This is a genomic window from Tessaracoccus sp. OS52 (genome assembly GCF_020687685.1).
Lineage (GTDB): Bacteria > Actinomycetota > Actinomycetes > Propionibacteriales > Propionibacteriaceae > Arachnia.
In genome coordinates this window covers 1-17,768 of record NZ_JAJEWM010000007.1, presented here as the reverse complement: position 1 = coordinate 17,768, position 17,768 = coordinate 1, and the positions used below count along the sequence as shown (strand labels likewise).

15 protein-coding genes are annotated in these 17,768 nt (G+C 68.9%); 6 read left to right on the top strand and 9 right to left on the bottom strand.

The annotated features are described in order from the left end of the window. Nucleotides 1-12: 12 nt before the first annotated feature. Complete coding sequence (dnaB, locus tag LKO27_RS14850; protein ID WP_227738298.1) at nucleotides 13-1,371, bottom strand: replicative DNA helicase; 1,359 nt, start codon at nucleotides 1,369-1,371, stop codon at nucleotides 13-15. Nucleotides 1,372-1,817: 446 nt separating this feature from the next. On the opposite strand from dnaB, the gene LKO27_RS14845 reads away from it, so the two are divergent. From LKO27_RS14845 to LKO27_RS14825, 5 genes are all read left to right on the top strand, one after another. After that, the gene (locus LKO27_RS14845; protein WP_227738297.1) at nucleotides 1,818-2,081 is read left to right on the top strand and encodes a heavy-metal-associated domain-containing protein; all 264 of its coding nucleotides are present in this window, start codon (nucleotides 1,818-1,820) and stop codon (nucleotides 2,079-2,081) included. Between the two features lie 41 nt (nucleotides 2,082-2,122). Beyond that, nucleotides 2,123-4,336, top strand: coding sequence for a heavy metal translocating P-type ATPase (locus LKO27_RS14840; protein ID WP_370630047.1), 2,214 nt, complete (start codon nucleotides 2,123-2,125; stop codon nucleotides 4,334-4,336). Nucleotides 4,337-4,381: 45 nt separating this feature from the next. Continuing rightward, nucleotides 4,382-4,750 carry a thioredoxin gene (gene trxA / locus LKO27_RS14835; RefSeq protein WP_227738296.1) on the top strand — a complete coding sequence of 123 codons (369 nt, stop codon included), beginning with the start codon at nucleotides 4,382-4,384 and terminating at the stop codon, nucleotides 4,748-4,750. Between the two features lie 87 nt (nucleotides 4,751-4,837). Next, a complete protein-coding gene (locus LKO27_RS14830; RefSeq protein ID WP_227738295.1) occupies nucleotides 4,838-5,281 on the top strand; it encodes a CHRD domain-containing protein in 444 nt (147 codons plus the stop codon). Between the two features lie 157 nt (nucleotides 5,282-5,438). Beyond that, the gene (locus LKO27_RS14825) at nucleotides 5,439-6,602 is read left to right on the top strand and encodes a resuscitation-promoting factor (protein ID WP_304650912.1); all 1,164 of its coding nucleotides are present in this window, start codon (nucleotides 5,439-5,441) and stop codon (nucleotides 6,600-6,602) included. An 85-nt stretch (nucleotides 6,603-6,687) separates the two neighbouring features. Here LKO27_RS14825 and LKO27_RS14815 read toward each other — a convergent pair whose 3' ends face one another. Both LKO27_RS14815 and LKO27_RS14810 read right to left on the bottom strand, forming a co-directional pair. Continuing rightward, complete coding sequence (locus LKO27_RS14815; RefSeq protein ID WP_227738294.1) at nucleotides 6,688-7,701, bottom strand: Gfo/Idh/MocA family protein; 1,014 nt, start codon at nucleotides 7,699-7,701, stop codon at nucleotides 6,688-6,690. Between the two features lie 28 nt (nucleotides 7,702-7,729). Beyond that, nucleotides 7,730-9,022: a glycosyltransferase gene (locus LKO27_RS14810; RefSeq protein ID WP_227738293.1), complete on the bottom strand. Its 1,293-nt coding sequence runs from the start codon at nucleotides 9,020-9,022 to the stop codon at nucleotides 7,730-7,732. A gap of 219 nt (nucleotides 9,023-9,241) precedes the next feature. Between LKO27_RS14810 and LKO27_RS14805 the strand changes: the two genes are divergently transcribed. Beyond that, a complete protein-coding gene (locus tag LKO27_RS14805) occupies nucleotides 9,242-9,766 on the top strand; it encodes a hypothetical protein (RefSeq protein WP_227738292.1) in 525 nt (174 codons plus the stop codon). Nucleotides 9,767-9,785: 19 nt separating this feature from the next. Here LKO27_RS14805 and cydC read toward each other — a convergent pair whose 3' ends face one another. From cydC to LKO27_RS14775, 6 genes are all read right to left on the bottom strand, one after another. After that, complete coding sequence (cydC, locus tag LKO27_RS14800; RefSeq protein ID WP_227738291.1) at nucleotides 9,786-11,390, bottom strand: thiol reductant ABC exporter subunit CydC; 1,605 nt, start codon at nucleotides 11,388-11,390, stop codon at nucleotides 9,786-9,788. Next, a complete protein-coding gene (cydD, locus tag LKO27_RS14795) occupies nucleotides 11,387-13,012 on the bottom strand; it encodes a thiol reductant ABC exporter subunit CydD (protein WP_227738290.1) in 1,626 nt (541 codons plus the stop codon). Before cydD ends, cydC begins: the two co-directional genes overlap by 4 nt. Continuing rightward, on the bottom strand, nucleotides 13,009-14,085 hold the full coding sequence (cydB, locus tag LKO27_RS14790) for a cytochrome d ubiquinol oxidase subunit II (protein ID WP_227738289.1): 1,077 nt from the start codon (nucleotides 14,083-14,085) through the stop codon (nucleotides 13,009-13,011). Before cydB ends, cydD begins: the two co-directional genes overlap by 4 nt. An 11-nt stretch (nucleotides 14,086-14,096) precedes the next feature. Beyond that, on the bottom strand, nucleotides 14,097-15,587 hold the full coding sequence (locus tag LKO27_RS14785) for a cytochrome ubiquinol oxidase subunit I (protein WP_227738288.1): 1,491 nt from the start codon (nucleotides 15,585-15,587) through the stop codon (nucleotides 14,097-14,099). A 235-nt stretch (nucleotides 15,588-15,822) separates the two neighbouring features. Further along, nucleotides 15,823-17,001 (bottom strand): PPK2 family polyphosphate kinase, encoded by a 1,179-nt coding sequence (locus LKO27_RS14780; protein ID WP_227738287.1) that lies wholly within the window; start codon nucleotides 16,999-17,001, stop codon nucleotides 15,823-15,825. Between the two features lie 161 nt (nucleotides 17,002-17,162). Further along, nucleotides 17,163-17,594 carry a transposase gene (locus tag LKO27_RS14775; RefSeq protein ID WP_227738286.1) on the bottom strand — a complete coding sequence of 144 codons (432 nt, stop codon included), beginning with the start codon at nucleotides 17,592-17,594 and terminating at the stop codon, nucleotides 17,163-17,165. Nucleotides 17,595-17,768 lie beyond the last annotated feature (174 nt).

Here is a 17,768-nt window from a genome sequence, read left to right as displayed (position 1 = left end):
GGACCCGACCGGTCAGAACGGCGGGTTGGTGAAGCGCGAGTAGTGGCCCTGGAACAGTGCGTCGATCTTGCCCGTCTCCCCGTTTCGGTGCTTGGGGATGTGGAATGCTGCCACCCCCCGCTCCTCGTCGGTGGGGTTCTGCGAGTACATCTCCGGGCGGTGCAGCATGAGGACGATGTCGGCGTCCTGCTCCAGCGAGCCCGACTCACGCAGGTCCGACAGCGCGGGGATGCCGTCCTTGCGCTGCTCGGTGTTACGGCTGAGCTGGCTCAGCGCGATGACCGGGATCTCCAGTTCCTTGGCCAGCAGCTTGATCTGGCGGGAGAACTCGGAGACCTCCAGCTGGCGGGACTCCACCTTCTTGCCAGAGGTCATGAGCTGGATGTAGTCGATGGCGATGAGGCGCAGGTCATGGCGCTGCTTCAGCCGACGCGCCTTGGCCCGGATCTCCATCATCGTCAGGTTGGGGGAGTCGTCGATGAACAGGGGCTTCTCCGTCATCATCACCGACTTGTCCGTGATGCGCTGCCAGTCCGACTCGTCCATCTTCCCGCCGCGAATGCGCTTGAGTGGCACGGACGCCTCGGCGCTGAGGATCTTCATGACGATCTCGGTCCGGCTCATCTCCAGCGAGAAGAACGCGGTGGCCATGTTGTTGTGGATGGCGGCGGTACGGCAGACGTCCAAGGCGAAGGTGGACTTGCCGACGCCGGGGCGGGCCGCGACGATGATCATCTGGCCCGCGTGGAGCCCGTTGGTCATGCGGTCCAGTTCGATGAATCCGGTGGGGACGCCGGAGAGGCCGTCACCTGAGTTGCTGATGGCCTCCATCTCGTCGAAGGTCGGCTCCATCAGCTCGCGCAGGCTCTTGTAGTCCTCCGACGACTTGTTCTCGGTGACCTCGAACAGCGTCTGCTGGGCCTCGTCGACGATCTTGTCCACCTCGCCCTGGCCCATGTAGCCGAGCTGGGCGATCCGGATGGAAGCGTTCACGAGCCGGCGCAGGATGGCCTTCTCGCGGACGAGTTCGGCGTAGTAGGAGGCGTTCGCGGCGATCGAGACCGATGCGAGGAGGTCGTGGAGGTAGACGGCGCCGCCCACCTTGCTGAGCTGGCCGGCCTTGCCCAGTTCGCCCGCGACGGTAATCGGGTCGGCAGGCTCGCCGCGGCCGTACAGGCTGATGATGGCCTCGAAGATGGCCTCGTGGTTGGGGCGGTAGAAGTCCGCGCCGCGGAGCACCTCCACGACGTCGGAGATGGCGTCCTTGCTCATCATCATGGCGCCCAGGACGCTCTGCTCGGCGGCAAGATCCTGCGGCGGCGTGCGGTCCAGTTCGGAGACGGAACCACCGCTGATCTGGTGTACAGACATCCTTCGCCAGTTCCTCCTTGGTTGATGAGTTCAAGCCTTGGCCGCCCCCGGAGGGCCCCACGTTAACGCACGCGGCTTGGACGTCCCTCTTTGTATATGGCCCACCTCTGACAGTTGGGGACACCCCCGCTCAAACGCGGTGGAATCGCCTGTTGAAGGCCTGTGGGCGGCGGTGGAGGGCGCGCCTGAGGCCTGTGGAAAGACCGAGGAGGGCACCCTCGGCGCGTCGTTACCAAATCGTTATGAAGCAGTTCCGGTGGAGCGCCGCGCCCACGAAAAGGACGACAAACCCGCAGGATGGGGCCTCATTGGGGGAGCGGGCCAGTGGTCGCAACCCGACCAGAAATCATCCACAGGGCGCTCTGGGCTGTGGAGAACCCGGCAACCCCAGGGCGCGTTCCGGGCCAGTACCCCCCGGGGGTATGCTTGGTTTCGGGAGTGACATCATGACCGAGGCGCCGGGCGCACTCCCCGGCGCGGACACGAAGGAGAACAGCATGATCACCAACTACCAGGTCACCGGAATGACCTGCGGCAACTGCGTCAACCACGTCACCGAGGAGGTCTCCGAGGTCGAGGGCGTCAAGAACGTGAACGTCACCCTCGAAGGCGGACAGATGGCCGTCGAGTCCGACGCCCCCATCGCCTTCACCGACATCCAGGCGGCCGTCGCCGAAGCCGGCGACAAGTACGCCGTCACCCAGGCCTGAACCACGTCGTCGCGCCCGCGCGGGCGCATCAAGGAGAACCCGTGACCACCACGACCGACAAGCCCGTCGACAACGCGATCTCGCTCGACATCGAGGGCATGACCTGCGCCTCGTGCGCGAACCGCATCGAGAAGAAGCTGAACAAGGTCGAGGGGGTCACCGCGACGGTCAACTACGCCACGGAGAAGGCCGCCGTGCGTGCGCCCAAGGGCATGACCGCAGAGGAACTCGTCGAGGTGGTGAAGGCGGCTGGCTACGGCGCCCGTCCGACCGCCCCCGACGTGCCGCGCTCGGACCGCGCCGACGTCCTGCGCCCGCGCGTCGTCCTGGCGTTCGCGCTCGGCATCCCGGTCGTCGCCGTCTCCATGGTTACCGCGCTGCAGTTCCCGGGCTGGCAGTGGGTGGCCCTGCTGCTGACTGCCGTCATCGTGTTCTGGTGCGGCCGCTCGTTCCACGCGGCCACCTGGAACAACCTGCGCCACGGCTCCACGACGATGGACACGCTGGTCTCCATGGGCACCCTGGCCGCCTTCGGCTGGTCGCTGGTCGCCATGGTCTTCGGCAGCGCCGGCATGATCGGCATGCGGCACGAGTTCTCGCTGTCCCTGGGCAACGCGGATCCGATGTCGCAGGTCTACTTCGAGGCCGCCGCCGCCATCATCGCCTTCCTCCTCCTTGGCCGCTACATCGAGGCGCGCTCGAAGAAGGAGGCCGGGGCGGCGGTCCGCGCGCTCATGGAGGTGGGCGCCAAGCAGGCGACCGTACTGACAGACGGCGTCGAGTCCACCATCCCCGTGGGTGAGTTGGCCGTCGGTGACCTCGTGGTCGTTCGTCCCGGCGAGAAGGTTTCCGCCGACGGCGAGGTGGTCGAGGGCAACTCGGCCGTCGACGCCTCGATCATCACCGGCGAGTCGCTCCCGGTTGAGGTTGCGCCCGGCACCCGCGTCGTCGGAGGGTCCCTCAACACCACCGGCCGGCTCGTGATCCGCGCGGAGGCCGTCGGATCCAGGACCCAGCTGGCCCAGATCGCAAGGCTCGTCGAGGAGGCGCAGACCGGCAAGTCCAACGCCCAGCGCATCGCCGACAAGGTGACGGCCTGGTTCGTCCCCGTCGTCATCGGCATCTCCGCGGCCACGTTCCTGGTGCACCTGCTGCTCGGCAATGGCGTCACGTTCGCGCTCACTGCGGCCATCGCGGTCCTGATCATCGCTTGCCCGTGCGCGCTCGGCCTGGCGACGCCGTCGGCCCTGCTCGTCGGCACCGGTCGAGGGGCCCAACTGGGCACGATCATCCGCGGCGCGCAGTCGCTCGAGAAGGCGAGCAAGATCGACACGATCGTCCTGGACAAGACCGGCACGCTGACCACCGGCCACATGGCCGTGCTGGCCGTCGAGCCGACCGACGGCGTGGACGCGAAGCAGCTCCTCGCAGTCGCGGCTGCGGTCGAGGCCGGCTCCGAGCACCCCATCGCGCGAGCCGTCGTTGACCACGCCCGCGAGCAGGGTGCCGACGGCGAGGCCGAGGCCGGCGACTTCAGCGTCATCGCAGGCCAGGGCGTCAGCGCCCGCGTCCGGCTCGGGGCCGAGTGGCAGGATGCCCTCGTCGGCAACGCACGCCTCGTCGACGGCGCACCCGCGGCGAACGCGGGCGTCGTCGGCAGCGAGGTGCTGGTCTCGCTGGGCGGGAAGTACCTCGGCAGGGTCGTCGTCGGCGACGAACTGAAGCCCGGCGCCGCCGCGGCAGTGGCGCGCTTGGCCGAACTCGGGCTGCGCCCCGTCCTGCTCACCGGCGACAACCAGGCTGCGGCTGAGAAGGTCGCCGCGGAGGCCGGCATCGTCGACATCCGCGCCGGCGTGCTCCCGCAGGGCAAGGCGCAGGTCATCCGCGACCTCCAGGCCGACGGGCGCAACGTCGCCATGGTGGGCGACGGCGTGAACGACGCCGCCGCCCTCGCCAGCGCGGACCTTGGCATCGCCATGGGCAAGGGGACCGACGCCGCGATCGCGGCCAGCGACATCACGCTGATGCGCGACGACCTGGCCTCGGTGGTGGACGCCGTCCGCCTGTCCCGGGCGACCGACCGGACCATCAAGTCCAACCTGGTCTGGGCCTTCGCCTACAACGTGGCTGCCATTCCGATCGCCGCCATGGGCATGCTGACGCCGGTGATCGCCGGGGCCGCCATGGCGTTCTCCAGCGTCTTCGTGGTGCTCAACAGCCTGCGCCTGAAGGCTTTCCGCCCCGAGAAGCGGTGACGACACCGATTTTGGCAGATATACCCCGGGGGGTATAGTGGAGCCATGGCAACCGTAACGATTACCAAGGAAAACCTGAACCAGACCGTGGCGGACAACGAGATCGTCGTCCTCGACTTCTGGGCCGAGTGGTGTGGCCCCTGCCGCGGGTTCGCGCCCGTTTTCGAGAAGGCCTCCGAGGCCCACTCCGACGTCGTGTTCGGCAAGGTCGACACCGAGGAGGAGCGGGAACTCGCCGCCGCCTTCGGGATCTCCTCCATCCCCACCCTCATGGCCTTCCGTGACGGCATCATCGTCTTCGCGCAGCCCGGTGCGCTCCGTGCTCCCCAGCTGGAGCAGGTCATCTCCGGCGTCAAGGGCCTGGACATGGAAGAGGTCCGGGCCGCCGTCGCCGAGCAGTCGGACGCCTCGTAGGCATGCAGGGGCCGGGGGTTCCATCACCGGGGCGGCGGGCGTAGGCTTTCCAGTCTGGCTCCCCGCCAGAATCTCCGTGGAGGAATCATGCGACGCACAGTTCTTGTCTCAGCATTTGCCCTCGCCCTGGCCGCCGTTCCCGTGATGGCCGCCGGAGACGCCCCGCCGGTGACCGGCGGACGCCCCCTCGCTGTCGAGCTGACCGGCGCCGCCGAGCGCCCTGGCCCGGGGGACCCCGACGGTGTGGGCACCGCCTACTTCACCCTGAATCCCGGGCTGGGGGAGATCTGCTACGCCCTCGAGGTGTCCGGCATCTCCCCGGCTCGGGCCGCGCACATCCACGTCGCCGGCCCCGACGCCCCCGGGCCGGTGGTGGTTCCCCTGGTGGCGCCCACTGACGGTTCGTCGTCGGGTTGCGCCGATGTCGACCGGGAGCTGGTCATGGAAATCCTGCGTCATCCGGGCGAGTACTACGTCAACGTGCACAACGCCGACTACCCCGGCGGTGCGCTGCGCGGTCAACTGGGCTGAGCGCGGAATCGGCGCCTGTCAGGTCCAGGTGAGGTGAGGCGCGCGCCAAGTGCACTGAGAATTTCTCAGAAATGGTTTGGGATTTCCTCAGGTTCGGGCTAATCTGAGTTGGCCGGACACCCACGGCGCAACCTAGATTCACCGGAGTAGTTACTGCATGGCCAAGAAAACCTGGATCCCCGTAGCCGCAGGCGTTGCCGCGCTCTCGCTCGTCGGAACCGCTGGAGTCGCCACGGCGCTGCACAAGAACGATGTAGTCCTGGTGGTGGACGGAGTGGCGAGTTCGCTCTCGGTCCGCGAGGACACCGTCGCGGAAGTCCTTGAACTCGAGGGCCTCACGGTGGGCGAGCATGACGTCGTCCTGCCCAACCCCGAGACCGAGGTCACCCAGGACATGGAGATCACCGTCTCCTACGGCAGGCCCCTTGAGGTCACCGTCGACGGCGAGACGCGCGAGGTGTGGACCACCGCCCAGACTGTGGACGAGGCCCTCGGCTACCTGAACCTGGACGCCGAGGACTCGAAGTACTCCACGTCGCGCTCGGCCGCGATCGGCCGGGAAGGGCTCTCCCTGGAGATCGCCACCGCGAAGGACGTGACGCTCACCGTCGCCGGCAAGCCCTCCCAGCTCACCATCGCGGGCACCGTCGCTGACGTGCTGGCCGAGGCGGGCGTGGAGCCCGACGAGAACGACAAGCTCACCCCGGCTGCGGACACCGTCCTCGAAGACGGGATGCAGATCACCTTCGTCGACGTCGAGACCAAGTCCCGCACCGAGATGGTGGCCATCCCGTTCCAGAAGAACACCGTCGAATCCTCCGAGCTTCTGAAGGGCACGGAGAAGGTGACCACCGAGGGCGCCGCGGGTGCCTATCGCGAGACCTGGACCGACACCATCCACGACGGCGTCGTGGTTGACTCGGCGCTGGCCGAGAAGGTCATCTCCGTCCAGCCCGTCCACCAGGTGACCGCGGTTGGTACGAAGGAGAAGCCGAAGCCCAAGCCGACCCCCGCGCCCGAGCAGTCCTCTTCGTCGGCTTCCTCCTCCTCCAGTTCCTCGTCCTCCTCCTCGGGAGCCGGCCTGAATCTGGCCCGCGAGGCGATGTGGACGCGGATCGCCCAGTGCGAGTCGACCAACCGCTGGGACATCAACACCGGAAACGGCTACTACGGCGGACTGCAGTTCAACCTGCAGACGTGGCGCTCCGTGAACGGCCAGGACTTCGCGGCCTACCCGCACCAGGCCACCCGCGCCGAGCAGATCACCGTCGCCAACCGGCTCTACGAGATCCGCGGCACCCAGCCCTGGGCCTGCGCCTGATCGGCCAACACCGAACCCCCCGGGAGGCACTGCGTCGAACGACGCAGTGCCTCTTTCTTCTCCCGTCCCGACGGCGGCAGCCTGCTCAGACCTGGCGCAGCGCCTCCTGCATGGTCTCGACGATCGCGACGGTCTCGTCCAATGGCAGCAGCTCGGACTCGCGAGCACCGGAAGTCACCAGCGTCGCGAAGTGAGCCGCCTGGTAGGCGAGGCCCTCATGGCCCCTGATCGATGGTTCCGCGGCAACCTCCGGCTCTCCGTCACGGGGAGCCCAGCGCACCGCTTGGGGTCCGTAGAAACCACCGGGCAGTTCGACGGTGCCGTCGGAGCCGCTGATCGCGCCCCGCGTCGGGGTCCGGGCATGCAGTGTCGTGTTGAGGACAGCGTGGGCGCTCGGATGGTCCGCGTAGCCGTCGAAAACCATGGAAACCTGACGGTCCACACCGGTCTGGGCGCGCGTGCCGACGGCGCGGATGCCGCCGGGCGTGCCGAGCACGAAGGATGCGAAGGAGACCGGGTAGACGCCGAGATCGAGCATGGCGCCGCCCGCCAGGGCCGGGTCGTAGAGACGGTGGTGCGGGTCGAAAGGGAAGTACTGCCCGTGGTCCGCCGTCAGGACCTCGAGCTCGCCGAACGCGCCGTCGGCGAGCAACTGGCGAACGATGTCGTAGTGCGGCAGGAACCGCGACCACATGGCCTCCATCAGCGTGACGTCGGCCTCCCGTGCGGCGGAGACGACCCGGCGCGCCTCGTCGGCGGTGGGGGTGAAGGCCTTCTCCACCAGGACGTGCTTGCCGGCGGCGATGGCGAGGAGTGCCTGCTCGGCGTGGTGGCTGTGGGGTGATGCCACGTATACGGCATCGACGTCGTCGTCGGCCACCAACTCCTCGTAGGAGCCGTAGCTGCGTTCGGCTCCGAACTCCTTGGCGAACGCGGCGGCGCGGTCGGCGGAGCGGGAGCCGACGGCCACGATCTCCTGCGATGTGTGCTTGCGCAGGGCGTCGGCGAAGGCGTGTGCGATGCCTCCCGGGGCGAGGATGCCCCAACGGATGGACGGTGCTTCAGAGGGATGCGGGGTGCGGGGCAGCGGAAGGCTCATGCACCCACACTAGTGAGGCGCGGGCGGCTCAGGCGGCCACGTCGCCGCGGCAGGTCGCGACCTCCTGGTAGAGCCGCAGGACCTCGGCGGCCTGGGACTCGATGCTCCATTGACCCGCCAGTCGCTTCGACGTGGCGGCGGCGTTGGCCAGCCATTCCTCGTCGTCCAGCCGGTCGATGACCCGCATCAGGGCCGCCGCCATCGACGCCGGGGTGGGCCGCGCCAGTTCGGCGTTGACGCCCGGCTCCAGCACGAGCTGGAGGCCGGGGTCCACCGAGACGATGGGCAACCCTGCCAGCGCCGCCTCGTGGAGGACCAGGGCCTGGGTGTCGGTCTGGCTGGGGAACGCGAACACGTCGGCCATGGCGTAGTAGGCGCCGAGCAGTTCGCGGGGCTGCTCGCCGGTCAGCGTCACCTTGCCAGTGGCCGCGGCCTCGGCCAGGACGCGCTTGATCCGCGCGTACCGCTGCCAGTCCCCGACGATCATCAGCCGGGCGTCCGGCCGCTGCGTGGAGACCAGCTGGAAGGCGCTGACCAGCAGCGGGAGGTCCTTCTCCGGAGCGATCCGTCCCGCGTAGAGGATCAACGGGCCGTCCGGCTTGGGCAGCGGGGGCGGGCCGGGCGGGAGCGGATCAACGCCGTTGGGGACCACGACGACGTTGGCCTCCGGTGCGATCTCGCGGCAGCGGGCCGCGGTCTTCGGCGACGGGGACGTGATCAGGTCCGCGGTCTCGAGCATCTTCTGGCAGATCCCCAGCAGCGACGCCGTCGACTTGCCGCGGTCCTCGAACCGGATCTCGGCCGCCCGGAGGTCCCGGGAGTCGAACAACTCTCCGCGCGAGAGGCCCATGAAGGCCTTCACGACCTGGGTGAGCAGGGGCAGGATTGCGGCGTAGTGGTCGGCGTAGGCGTCGAAATCCGTGTGCCAGGTCAGCATCATCGGGATCCCGAGCCGCTTGGCGGCCCAAACGCCCAGAATACCCACCGGACCGAACCCGTGCACATGGATCACGTCCGGCCGCAGCCGCCCGATCTCCTCGATGGTCTTCTCGAAGTGGCGGCCGTTGGCCACCCGCGTCGGCAGGTTGGGGACCCGCACCGACGGCAGCCGGATCTCAGTGCGGCCCGGCCTGCCGAAATGCGGGTTCGGTCCCTTGGCCCGCGGCGCGACGACGATCGTCTCGTGCCCTGCGTCCAGGAGGTTGCCCTCGAGCTGCTGCACCGCGAACATCAGGCCGTTGCTGCCGGGGCCGTAGTTGTCGATGAACTGGGCGACCTTGAGCCGACGCGTCGGCGCCTGGGGCGGGAGCTGGCTGGTCACCCGCTCACTCTACCCAAGTGGACGTGTCTTGCGAGACCGGCACGTGAGCCCCCGGCGTTGGCCTTCGTCACCCGCCTCGGTCGCGATTCACCAGCGCTTGCCGCCGTTCACCAGCGTTGTTGCTCGGCACCAGCCATAGAGCGCTGGTGGCGAGCAACAACGCTGGTGAACGCCCCCAACTCCGGCCGTGGTGACTCGGTGCCCGGGTAGCCTCGCTGCGTGACCGAGATCCCCGCGGCGCTGGCCGCCTTCGTCGCCGCCGACCGCCGTCAGGACACGGTCACCATGCGCGCTCAGCTGTCACCGTCGGTCCGTCTGGTCTCACCGCTGACCGACGGCTTCACCTTCGACGGTCCCGACGACGTCATCGCCGTCTACGAGTCAGCCTTCGAGGTGCTGCGGGACATGACGCTCCCGGACCCGGTCGGCGGCGGTCGCGACTGGGTGCTCCACGGGACCAACACCTTGGCCGGACGCAACCTCGAGGAGGTGCAGCTGGTGCGCCTCGACGACGACGGCCTGATAGAGCACATCACGCTGCTGGTCCGCCCGGTCTCCGCCGCCGTCGCGCTGCTGTCGAGGATGGGCGGGCCGTTGGCTGCCCGCCACGCACTCCGGCCGGCCGCCCGCCTCACCAGCCGCGCCGCCATCCCGTTGGCGCTGGTCATGGGCTTCATCGAGCGCCGCGTGCTTCCACGGCTCGGCAAGCGCCTCGGCCGGGCCGGTGAACAGCCCGGCGCCTGAGGATGGGGCCGCCGCCCGGTCAGGCGGTGGTCCCGGTCAGGCGGTGGACGCGGTCGCAGCGCTCGACGACGGCGCGGTCGTGGGTGAGGACCAGTACCGCCTGCTCACGGGTGGCGGTGAAGATGTCGTCGATGAGGCGTTCTGCGGTCTCGTGGTCGAGGTGCTCGGTCGGCTCGTCCAGGATCAACAGGTCCCGTTCGGCCGCGACGACGCGGGCGAAAGCCAGCCGTCGGCGCTCGCCGCCGGAAAGGCCGGTCCCGCCTTCGCCGACGATGCGGGACGGGTCCAGGTCGAGGCCGGCGCGCGCGAGCGCCGCCGCGACCTCGTCGTCGCCTGCGTCCTTGTTTCCTATCCGGACGTTCTCGGCCACCGACGTCGTGAAGACGTGGGCGTCCTGCGCGAGGTAGCCGACGCGCCCGCCACGCTCGATGCTGCCGGACAGCGGCGGGATCAGGCCCATCACGGTGGCGGCCACCGTGGTCTTTCCCGACCCGGATGGCCCGACCAGCGCGACCCGCTCGCCCGGTCCCACCGTGAGGTCCAGTCCGGAGATGATCGGGCCGGCGCCGGGCCAGCCGATGGTGACGTCGGTCAGGACCAGGCCCCGGGCAGCGCCGCCGCCGACGGTGGCGTCGCCGGATCCGACGTCAGCGGCATCCAGCGTCTCGGCCACCCGTTGCAGCGCCGCGCGTGATCGCGTCCACGTCTGGGCCGCCTGCGTGAAGGTGCCCACCACCTCGTGCAGCGCCAGCGGAGTCAGCACCAGGACCGCGAGGTGGCGCGGATCCAGCGCGCCGTCGGCGACTGCCGGTGCGCCGATGAGCAGGGCGGCTGCGACGGCGACCCCCGCGGCCAGCAACTGCCCACCGCCGGCGATCCCTCGCACCCAGGCTCCGCGAGCCTCGATCCGGCGCAACTCATCGTCGACGGTCGCCAGCCTGGCGAGGGCGTCGCCGGTGGCTCCGTAGGCGACCAGGTCGGTGGCGTTGCGCGAGAACTCCCGCACGCTGTCGGCGAGTCGGCCCCGGGCGGGCGCTGCCGCGAGGTCGACGCGCTGGGTGGCCCGCTGCGCCAGCAGCGGCACGACGGCGCCCCCGAGCACGGTCGTCGCCAGCAACACCAGCGCCGAGGGGAGGTTGAAGAAGGCGAGCACGAACGTGGTGGCGGACACCACCAGCGACGCCGCCAGCACAGGGATCAGCACACGGACCACGATGTCCTGGATGGCGGCGACGTCGGCCACCACCCGGGTAAGCAGGTCCCCCCGCCGTCGGCCGATGAGCGTGGTGCCCGCGAGCTTGTCGTAGACCCTGAGCCGCAGCGCTGACTGCATCCGGAGCACCAGGTCGTGGCCGACGAGCCGCTCCGAGTAACGGAAGGCCCCCCGCGAGATGCCGAACGCGCGCACCAGGACCGCCGCCGCCTGCAGGTAGAGCACAGGGGGATGCATGGCGGCGAAGCTGATCAGCCAGGCCGCCATTCCCATCAGCGCCACCGACGAGGCCGAGGCCACGGCCGCCAGCAGGGTCGCGAGCGCGAACCGACGTCGGCCCTTGGGAACCGCGCGGAGCAGTTCCAGCACCAGACCGCCCGGGCGTGGGGCCGGCTGTGGGGCGGCGCTCACCGGACCGGCTCCAGTTCGACGACACGGTCGGCCGCGGCCAGGACGGTCGGACGGTGGGTCACGACGAGCGCGCCGACCCCGCTGGCGCGCACGGCCTCGATGACCGCGGTCTCGGTGTCGGAGTCCAAACCTGCGGTCGGTTCGTCCAGCACCAGCAACCGGACCCCACCCGCGGCGATCCGCAGCAGCGCCCGGGCGACGGCGACGCGGCGCCGCTCGCCGCCGGAGAGGCCCTCGCCGTCATCGCCCACGGGTTTGTCGGCGGGGAAGTCGGCGCCTGCAGCGCGCAGGGCCGCGGCGACGTCGTCGGCTCCGGCTCCGGGGTTGCCCAGCAGCACGTTGTCGGCGACGGTGCCGTGCACCATCCCCGGCTCCTGCGAGACCCAGGCCACCTGGCGACGCCACTGTTCGGCGTCGAGTCCGGCGAGGTCCCGGCCGCCGAGCAGCACGCGTCCCGAGTCCGGGCGGCGGAATCCCATCAGCAGGCCGAGCACGGTGGACTTCCCGCTCCCCGACGGACCGCCGAGTGCGACGACCTCTCCGGGTTCCAGCCGGAGGGAGAAGCCGCTGAGCGCCGGCGACGATGCGCCGTCGTAGCTGAAGGCGACGTCTTCCAGTTCGACGGTCTCCCCCAGCAGGGACCCGACCGGGGCCGCTCCACCGGCCGCGCCAGCGCCGTCGATGATGGCGAAGGCGGAGTCCGCCGCGGCGATCCCGTCGACCGAGTCGTGGAAGTGCACACCCACCTGCCGCACGGGCAGGAAGGCCTCGGGGGCGAGGATGAGCACGAACAGCGCCGCCTGGAACGTGACGTCGCCGTAGACCAGTCGAAAGCCGATGGTCACCGCCACCACGGCCACCGACAGCGTCGCCAGCAACTCCAGCGCGAACGAGGACAGGAACGAGACGTAGAGCACGCGCATGGTGGCGCGACGGTACTTGGCCTCGGTGATCTCGACGCCGGCCCGCTGGGCGCGGGCGCGGGCGAAGGCCTGCAGCGTCGGCAACCCCTCGATGAGGTCGGCGAAGTGGTTGGACAGCCGGTCGGCGAACGCGAAGCTGCGCCTGGTGGCCTTCTGGGTGGTCCAGCCGATGAGGGCCATGAAGATCGGGATGAGAGGCAGCGTGAAGGCGACGATGATGGCGGAGGGCCAGTCGGTCACCAGGATCGCCGCGCCCACGATCAGGGGCACTGTGACCGCCAGTCCGAGTTGCGGCAGGTACTTGGAGAAGTAGCCGTCGAGCGCGTCGAGGCCGGTGGTGGTGACGTGCACCAGCGTCGACGACGACACCCGCCCCGACACTGGGCTGGCGGCGCGGGCGGCCACGACGTCGCGTCGCAGCTGCGACTTCACGGCGGCCGCCGAGCGGTGTGCCAGCCACGAGTCGAGCCAGGCCAGCAGCGCCCGGGTGGTGAAGACGGCCAGCAGGCCCCCGACGAGCCAGGCCCAGTCGGACGGGCTGCCGGAGGCGTCGAAGACCGAGGTCACGGCCCGCGCGATGAGCCACGCCTGGAGGATGAGCAGGAACGCCGTCGCGGTGCCCAGCGCAACCGAGGCCACCAGGTAGTTCCTGGTGGCCCCAGCGCGCTGCAGCAGTCGCGGGTGGATGGGTCCGGTCATGCCGTTGCGGCAGCCGCCTCTACCTCGTCGGGAATGTTCTTGGTGCTGATGCGCTTGCTGAACACCCAGTAGCTCCAGGCCTGGTAGCCGATGACCAGCGGGACGAAGATCACCGCCGCCCAGGTCATGATCGTGAGGGTGGTCTCGGACGAGGCAGCCGTGACCATGTTCAGGCGGTCGAGGACGGGCACCGTCGTGTCCTGCGTGAAGCCGATGTTGCCGTACATCCGCAGGAAGATGCCTGCGAACAGGGCGACGATCGACAGGCCCCCGGTGACGAACGCCCAACCCTCGCGCTTCACCGTGGTGGTCAGCAGCACCGACGCGGCCGACCCGGCGATGGCGACGGCGCCCGCCGCCCAGGCGAAGGCGGACAGGTCGGCGAACTCGGAGGTTGCCGGCCAGAACACGTTCTGGCAGATCACGAACACCGCCAGCAGCCCGACGGCGACCCAGCCGAGCCTGCCCGCGAAGGCGCGGGCGCGTTCCCGGACGATTCCGCGGGTCTTGAGGGTCAGGAAGGTGGCACCGTGCATCAGCGCGACCGCGAGCAGCAGCACGCCACCGAGCAGGCCGAAGGGCCCGAACAGCGACCAGAAGTTGCCGTTCCACAGCAGGCCGTCGTTGGGGAGGCCGACGACGAAGTTCGCGAACCCGATCCCCAGCACCAGCGGGGGCAGGAACGAGCCCACGATGGCGAACCAGTCGAACATCCGGCGCCAGCGCGGGTCGGTGTTCTTGTTGCGGTACTCGAAGGCCACCCCGCGCAGGATGAGGCCCACCAGCACGAGCAGCAGCGGGAGGTAGAGGCCGGAGAACATCGACGCGTACCAGCCGGGGAACGCCGCGAACATCGCACCACCGGCGGTGAGCAGCCACACCTCGTTGCCGTCCCACAGCGGGCCGATGGTGTTGATCAGCACCCGGCGCTCCTTGTCGGTGCGCCCGAGGACGGGGATCAGGAGCGCAACGCCGAAGTCGAACGACTCCAAGAAGAAGAAGCCGATCCAGAGCACCGCGATGAGGGCGAACCAGACGACCACCAGAGTGGGGACCGTTTCAAGCAGCATCATTTCTCGGCTCCTCAGTAGGCGAAGGTCAGCGGGGCATCGGGATCATCGACGGCGTCCAGGTCGACGGGGTGCACATCGGGGAGTCCCAGCTTCGTGTACTTCAGGAACAGCCCGACCTCGATCACGGCCAGCACGCCGTAGAGCAGCGTGTAGACGATCATCGAGGTGAGGACCTCGGCGACGCTCGCGGTCGGGGAGATGCCGGCCGACGTCGGCAACACCCCCGCGACGATCCAGGGCTGGCGACCCATCTCGGTGAAGATCCAGCCGAAGGAGTTCGCGAACAGCGGCAGCAGTGGCATCGCCACCATCAGGCCGGTCCACACGCGGCCGGGCTTCGGGAGTCTCCCGCCGCGGATGCTCCACAGCAGGAACACTCCAACGGCGGCACCGAGCATGCCGAGGGTGATCATCAGGCGGAACGTCCAGTAGGACAGGAAGATGTTCGGGGTGGGGTCGACGTCGTAGTTGGCGGCCAGTTCGTCGGCGTAGGCGGCCTGCAGGGTGGTCTGGGTGCCGTCGGCGCGGCGGAAGCCGCCGTCTTCGAAGTCCTCGCGGAGGTCGTTGATGCCCTCCACGGTCTCGTAGCCCGACATCAGCGACAGCAGGCCGGGGATCTTGAGCGACCAGATCTCCTTGGTGCCGTCGAGGCTGCCGATGGTCAGGACCGAGAAGCTGGCGTTGGTCTCGGTGTCGTAGAGGGCCTCGGCCGCCGACATCTTCATGGGCTGGGCCTGCATCATCACCTTGGACTGCATGTCGCCGGTGACGACCGTGAAGATCGAAGCGGCGATGAGGATCCAGGCGCCCAGCTTCACGCCGAAGCGGAACGCGGCCACGTCCTCGACCGGGGCGGCCTCGCCGAGCTTGTGGAGGCGGGCCAGGTGCCAGCCGCTGACGGCGGCGACGATGGCGCCGCCCACCATGTAGGCACCGAACAGCACGTGCGGGAAGGTCACGAGGAACACCGGGTTGGTGAGGACCTCCAGGAAGCCCTCGACGCCGTCGAGTTCCGCGCGGCCGTTGTTGAACACCGTCCCGACGGGGTTCTGCATCCAGGAGTTCGCGGCCAGGATGAACACCGCCGACAGCATGGTGCCGAACGCGACGATGTAGATGGCCGCCAGGTGGACCAGCTTCGGCAGCTTGTCCCAGCCGAAGATCCACAACCCCAGGAACGTGGACTCCAGGAAGAACGCGAGCAGCGCCTCCAGCGCCAGCGGGGCTCCGAAGACGTCGCCGACGAAGCGGGAGTACTCAGACCAGTTCATTCCGAACTGGAACTCCTGCACGATCCCGGTCACGACGCCGAGCGCGAAGTTGATCAGGAACAGCTTCCCGAAGAACTTCGTGAGGCGGAGGTACTTGTCGTTGCCGGTCCGGTACCAGACGGTCTGGATGACGGCGACGATCATCGAGAGGGCGATCGTGATCGGCACGAAAAGGTAGTGGTAGACGGTGGTGATGCCGAATTGCCACCGTCCGAGCGTCACTGGGTCCATGGCCGCGAAGCTAGCAGCAGGACGGCCGGGGGTCGAACCGGGGGTCGGTTAACCCGGGCATGCTACGCATCCGCCCATGTGTGAAAATCGGCGGGGTCGTGTTCTGGGGTCGGGCAGCGGTCAAACGCGCCTGGCTACGTCGCGGCCCAGCGACGACTGTGCCCGGAGCGGGTGACACCGTCGTCGCTCCGGGCTGCTGCGCTCCGAGCTCAACCCCCAGTCCGAGGGACCGGGACTACTTCTGCTTCTTCTTCTGCTTCGGCTGCCTGCCCTTCGCGGGCTTGGCCTGTGCCGGCTCCTTCGCGGGCTTGGCCTGTGCCGGCTCCTTCGCGGGCTTCTGGCGGCGAGCCTCCAGCAGTTCCCGCTTCTGGGCGATGTTGCGCTCCATGTCGACGAGGAGTTCCCGGCGCCGCTCGTCCAGCTGCTTGGCGGTCGTGTCCGTGTCCTCGCCGATCAGCGCGGCCGCCGCCAGGCGCACCTCGATGCTCTCCTGGATCGCCTCGGTCACCACCTCCTCGGTGTTGGAGAGGGATTCCGCCAGCGACGCCGTCGTCATGGTCTCCGCCAGTTTCCGGCGCTGCACGTCGTCGCTCCAGCGGACGCGTGGCCAACGCAGGTCCATCTCGATCAACGTACGGGTGAGGATCTCGGTGACGGCGAGGCGCGGGTACCACTTGCGGTCGGCTGGAAGCACGTACCACGGCGCGTAGTCGGTGTTGGTGCGGTCGAACACCGCCTGGTAGGCCTCCTGGTACCGCTCCCACTTGGCGCGGGTGTCGAGGTCCGACGGCGCGTACTTCCAGTGCTTGTCCGGCCTGTCCAGGCGTTCCATCAGCCGGAGGCCCTGTTCCTCGTGGGAGACCATCATCGCGAACTTCAGCAGGACGGTTCCCGAGTCGACCAGGCGCTTCTCCCACTGGTTGATCTCGTCATAGCGGTCCTCCCACACGGACTGCTCGACGAGGTTCTCCACCCGGACGACCAGCACGTCCTCGTAGTGGGAGCGGTCGAACACCCCGATCCGCCCCGGCGCGGGCAGCGCGTTCTCGATCCGCCACAGGTAGTGGTGGCTGCGTTCCTCCTCAGTCGGGACCCCGAAGGATCGCAGGTGCACCCCCTGTGGGTCCACGTAGCCCATCACGTGCCGCGCGATGCCGCCCTTGCCCGCCGTGTCCAGCCCCTGGACCACCACCAGCACCGAGCGCTTGCCGCCGGCCCTGCCCTCGGCGAACAACCGCTCCTGCAGCTGGTTGAGGAGCGCCCCTCTGGTGTCGGTCAGCTCCTTGCCCATGTCCTTGTCCCCGGCGAATCCCGGGGTGCCGGCGCGGTCGAAGGTGGAGAGGTCGAAGCCCTCTCCCGGCCGCAGGGCCGCTCGCGGATCCTCGCTCCACTGGGTCCTCGCAGACTTGGCCATGAAGGTTCCTCTCGACGATACAAGTGCTCCATTCTTCCATCCCGTGTCTCGCGAGGGGGCCGAAGGCGGCAGGGCGGTGATCTCGACACGTCGCCGCACGTGCTGGCTCTCCGCTGGTCGAGTAGCTGGCGAGGCACGAGTCGGCGATGCTCCTATGGTTGTCAACTGGTGAGGATTGGGTGGATTTCGCGGGCGATGTATCGGATGAGGCAGCGGGTGATGTCTCGTTTTGAGAGGCCTTCGGTGGTGCGTCGTTCGACGTAGTTTTTGGTGCGTTGGTCGGTGCTCATGCGGGTGATCGCGATCCGCCAGAGGGCGCTGTGGGCTTTGCGGTCGCCGCCGCGGTTGAGGCGGTGTCTGCGGGTCTTGCCGCTGGATGCGGGTATGGGGGCGGCGCCGCAGAGCATCGCGAAGCTGGCTTCGTGGCGGATCCGGTTGGGGTTGTCGCCGCAGGTGATCAGGAGTTGGGTTGCCACTGCTGCTCCGATGCCGTGGACCTGCAGGAGGCGTGGGTTGATGGTCTCGAGCAGGGTTGCGATGTGTTGGTCGAGGTCGGTGATCTCGTCGGTGAGGTGTTGCCAGGTGCGGGCCATTGACCGTAGTGCGGTCTTGGCTGCTGCGGTGGGGTCGGTGGTGGCTGTGTTTGGGTGAATCACCCCGGTGTGTCCGGAGACTTCGATCCTTGGGAAGGATGGAGTCATGCCAGGAAACACGTCGAAGAGGTACCCGGCCGAGTTGAAGGCTCGGGCGGTGCGGATGTATCACGA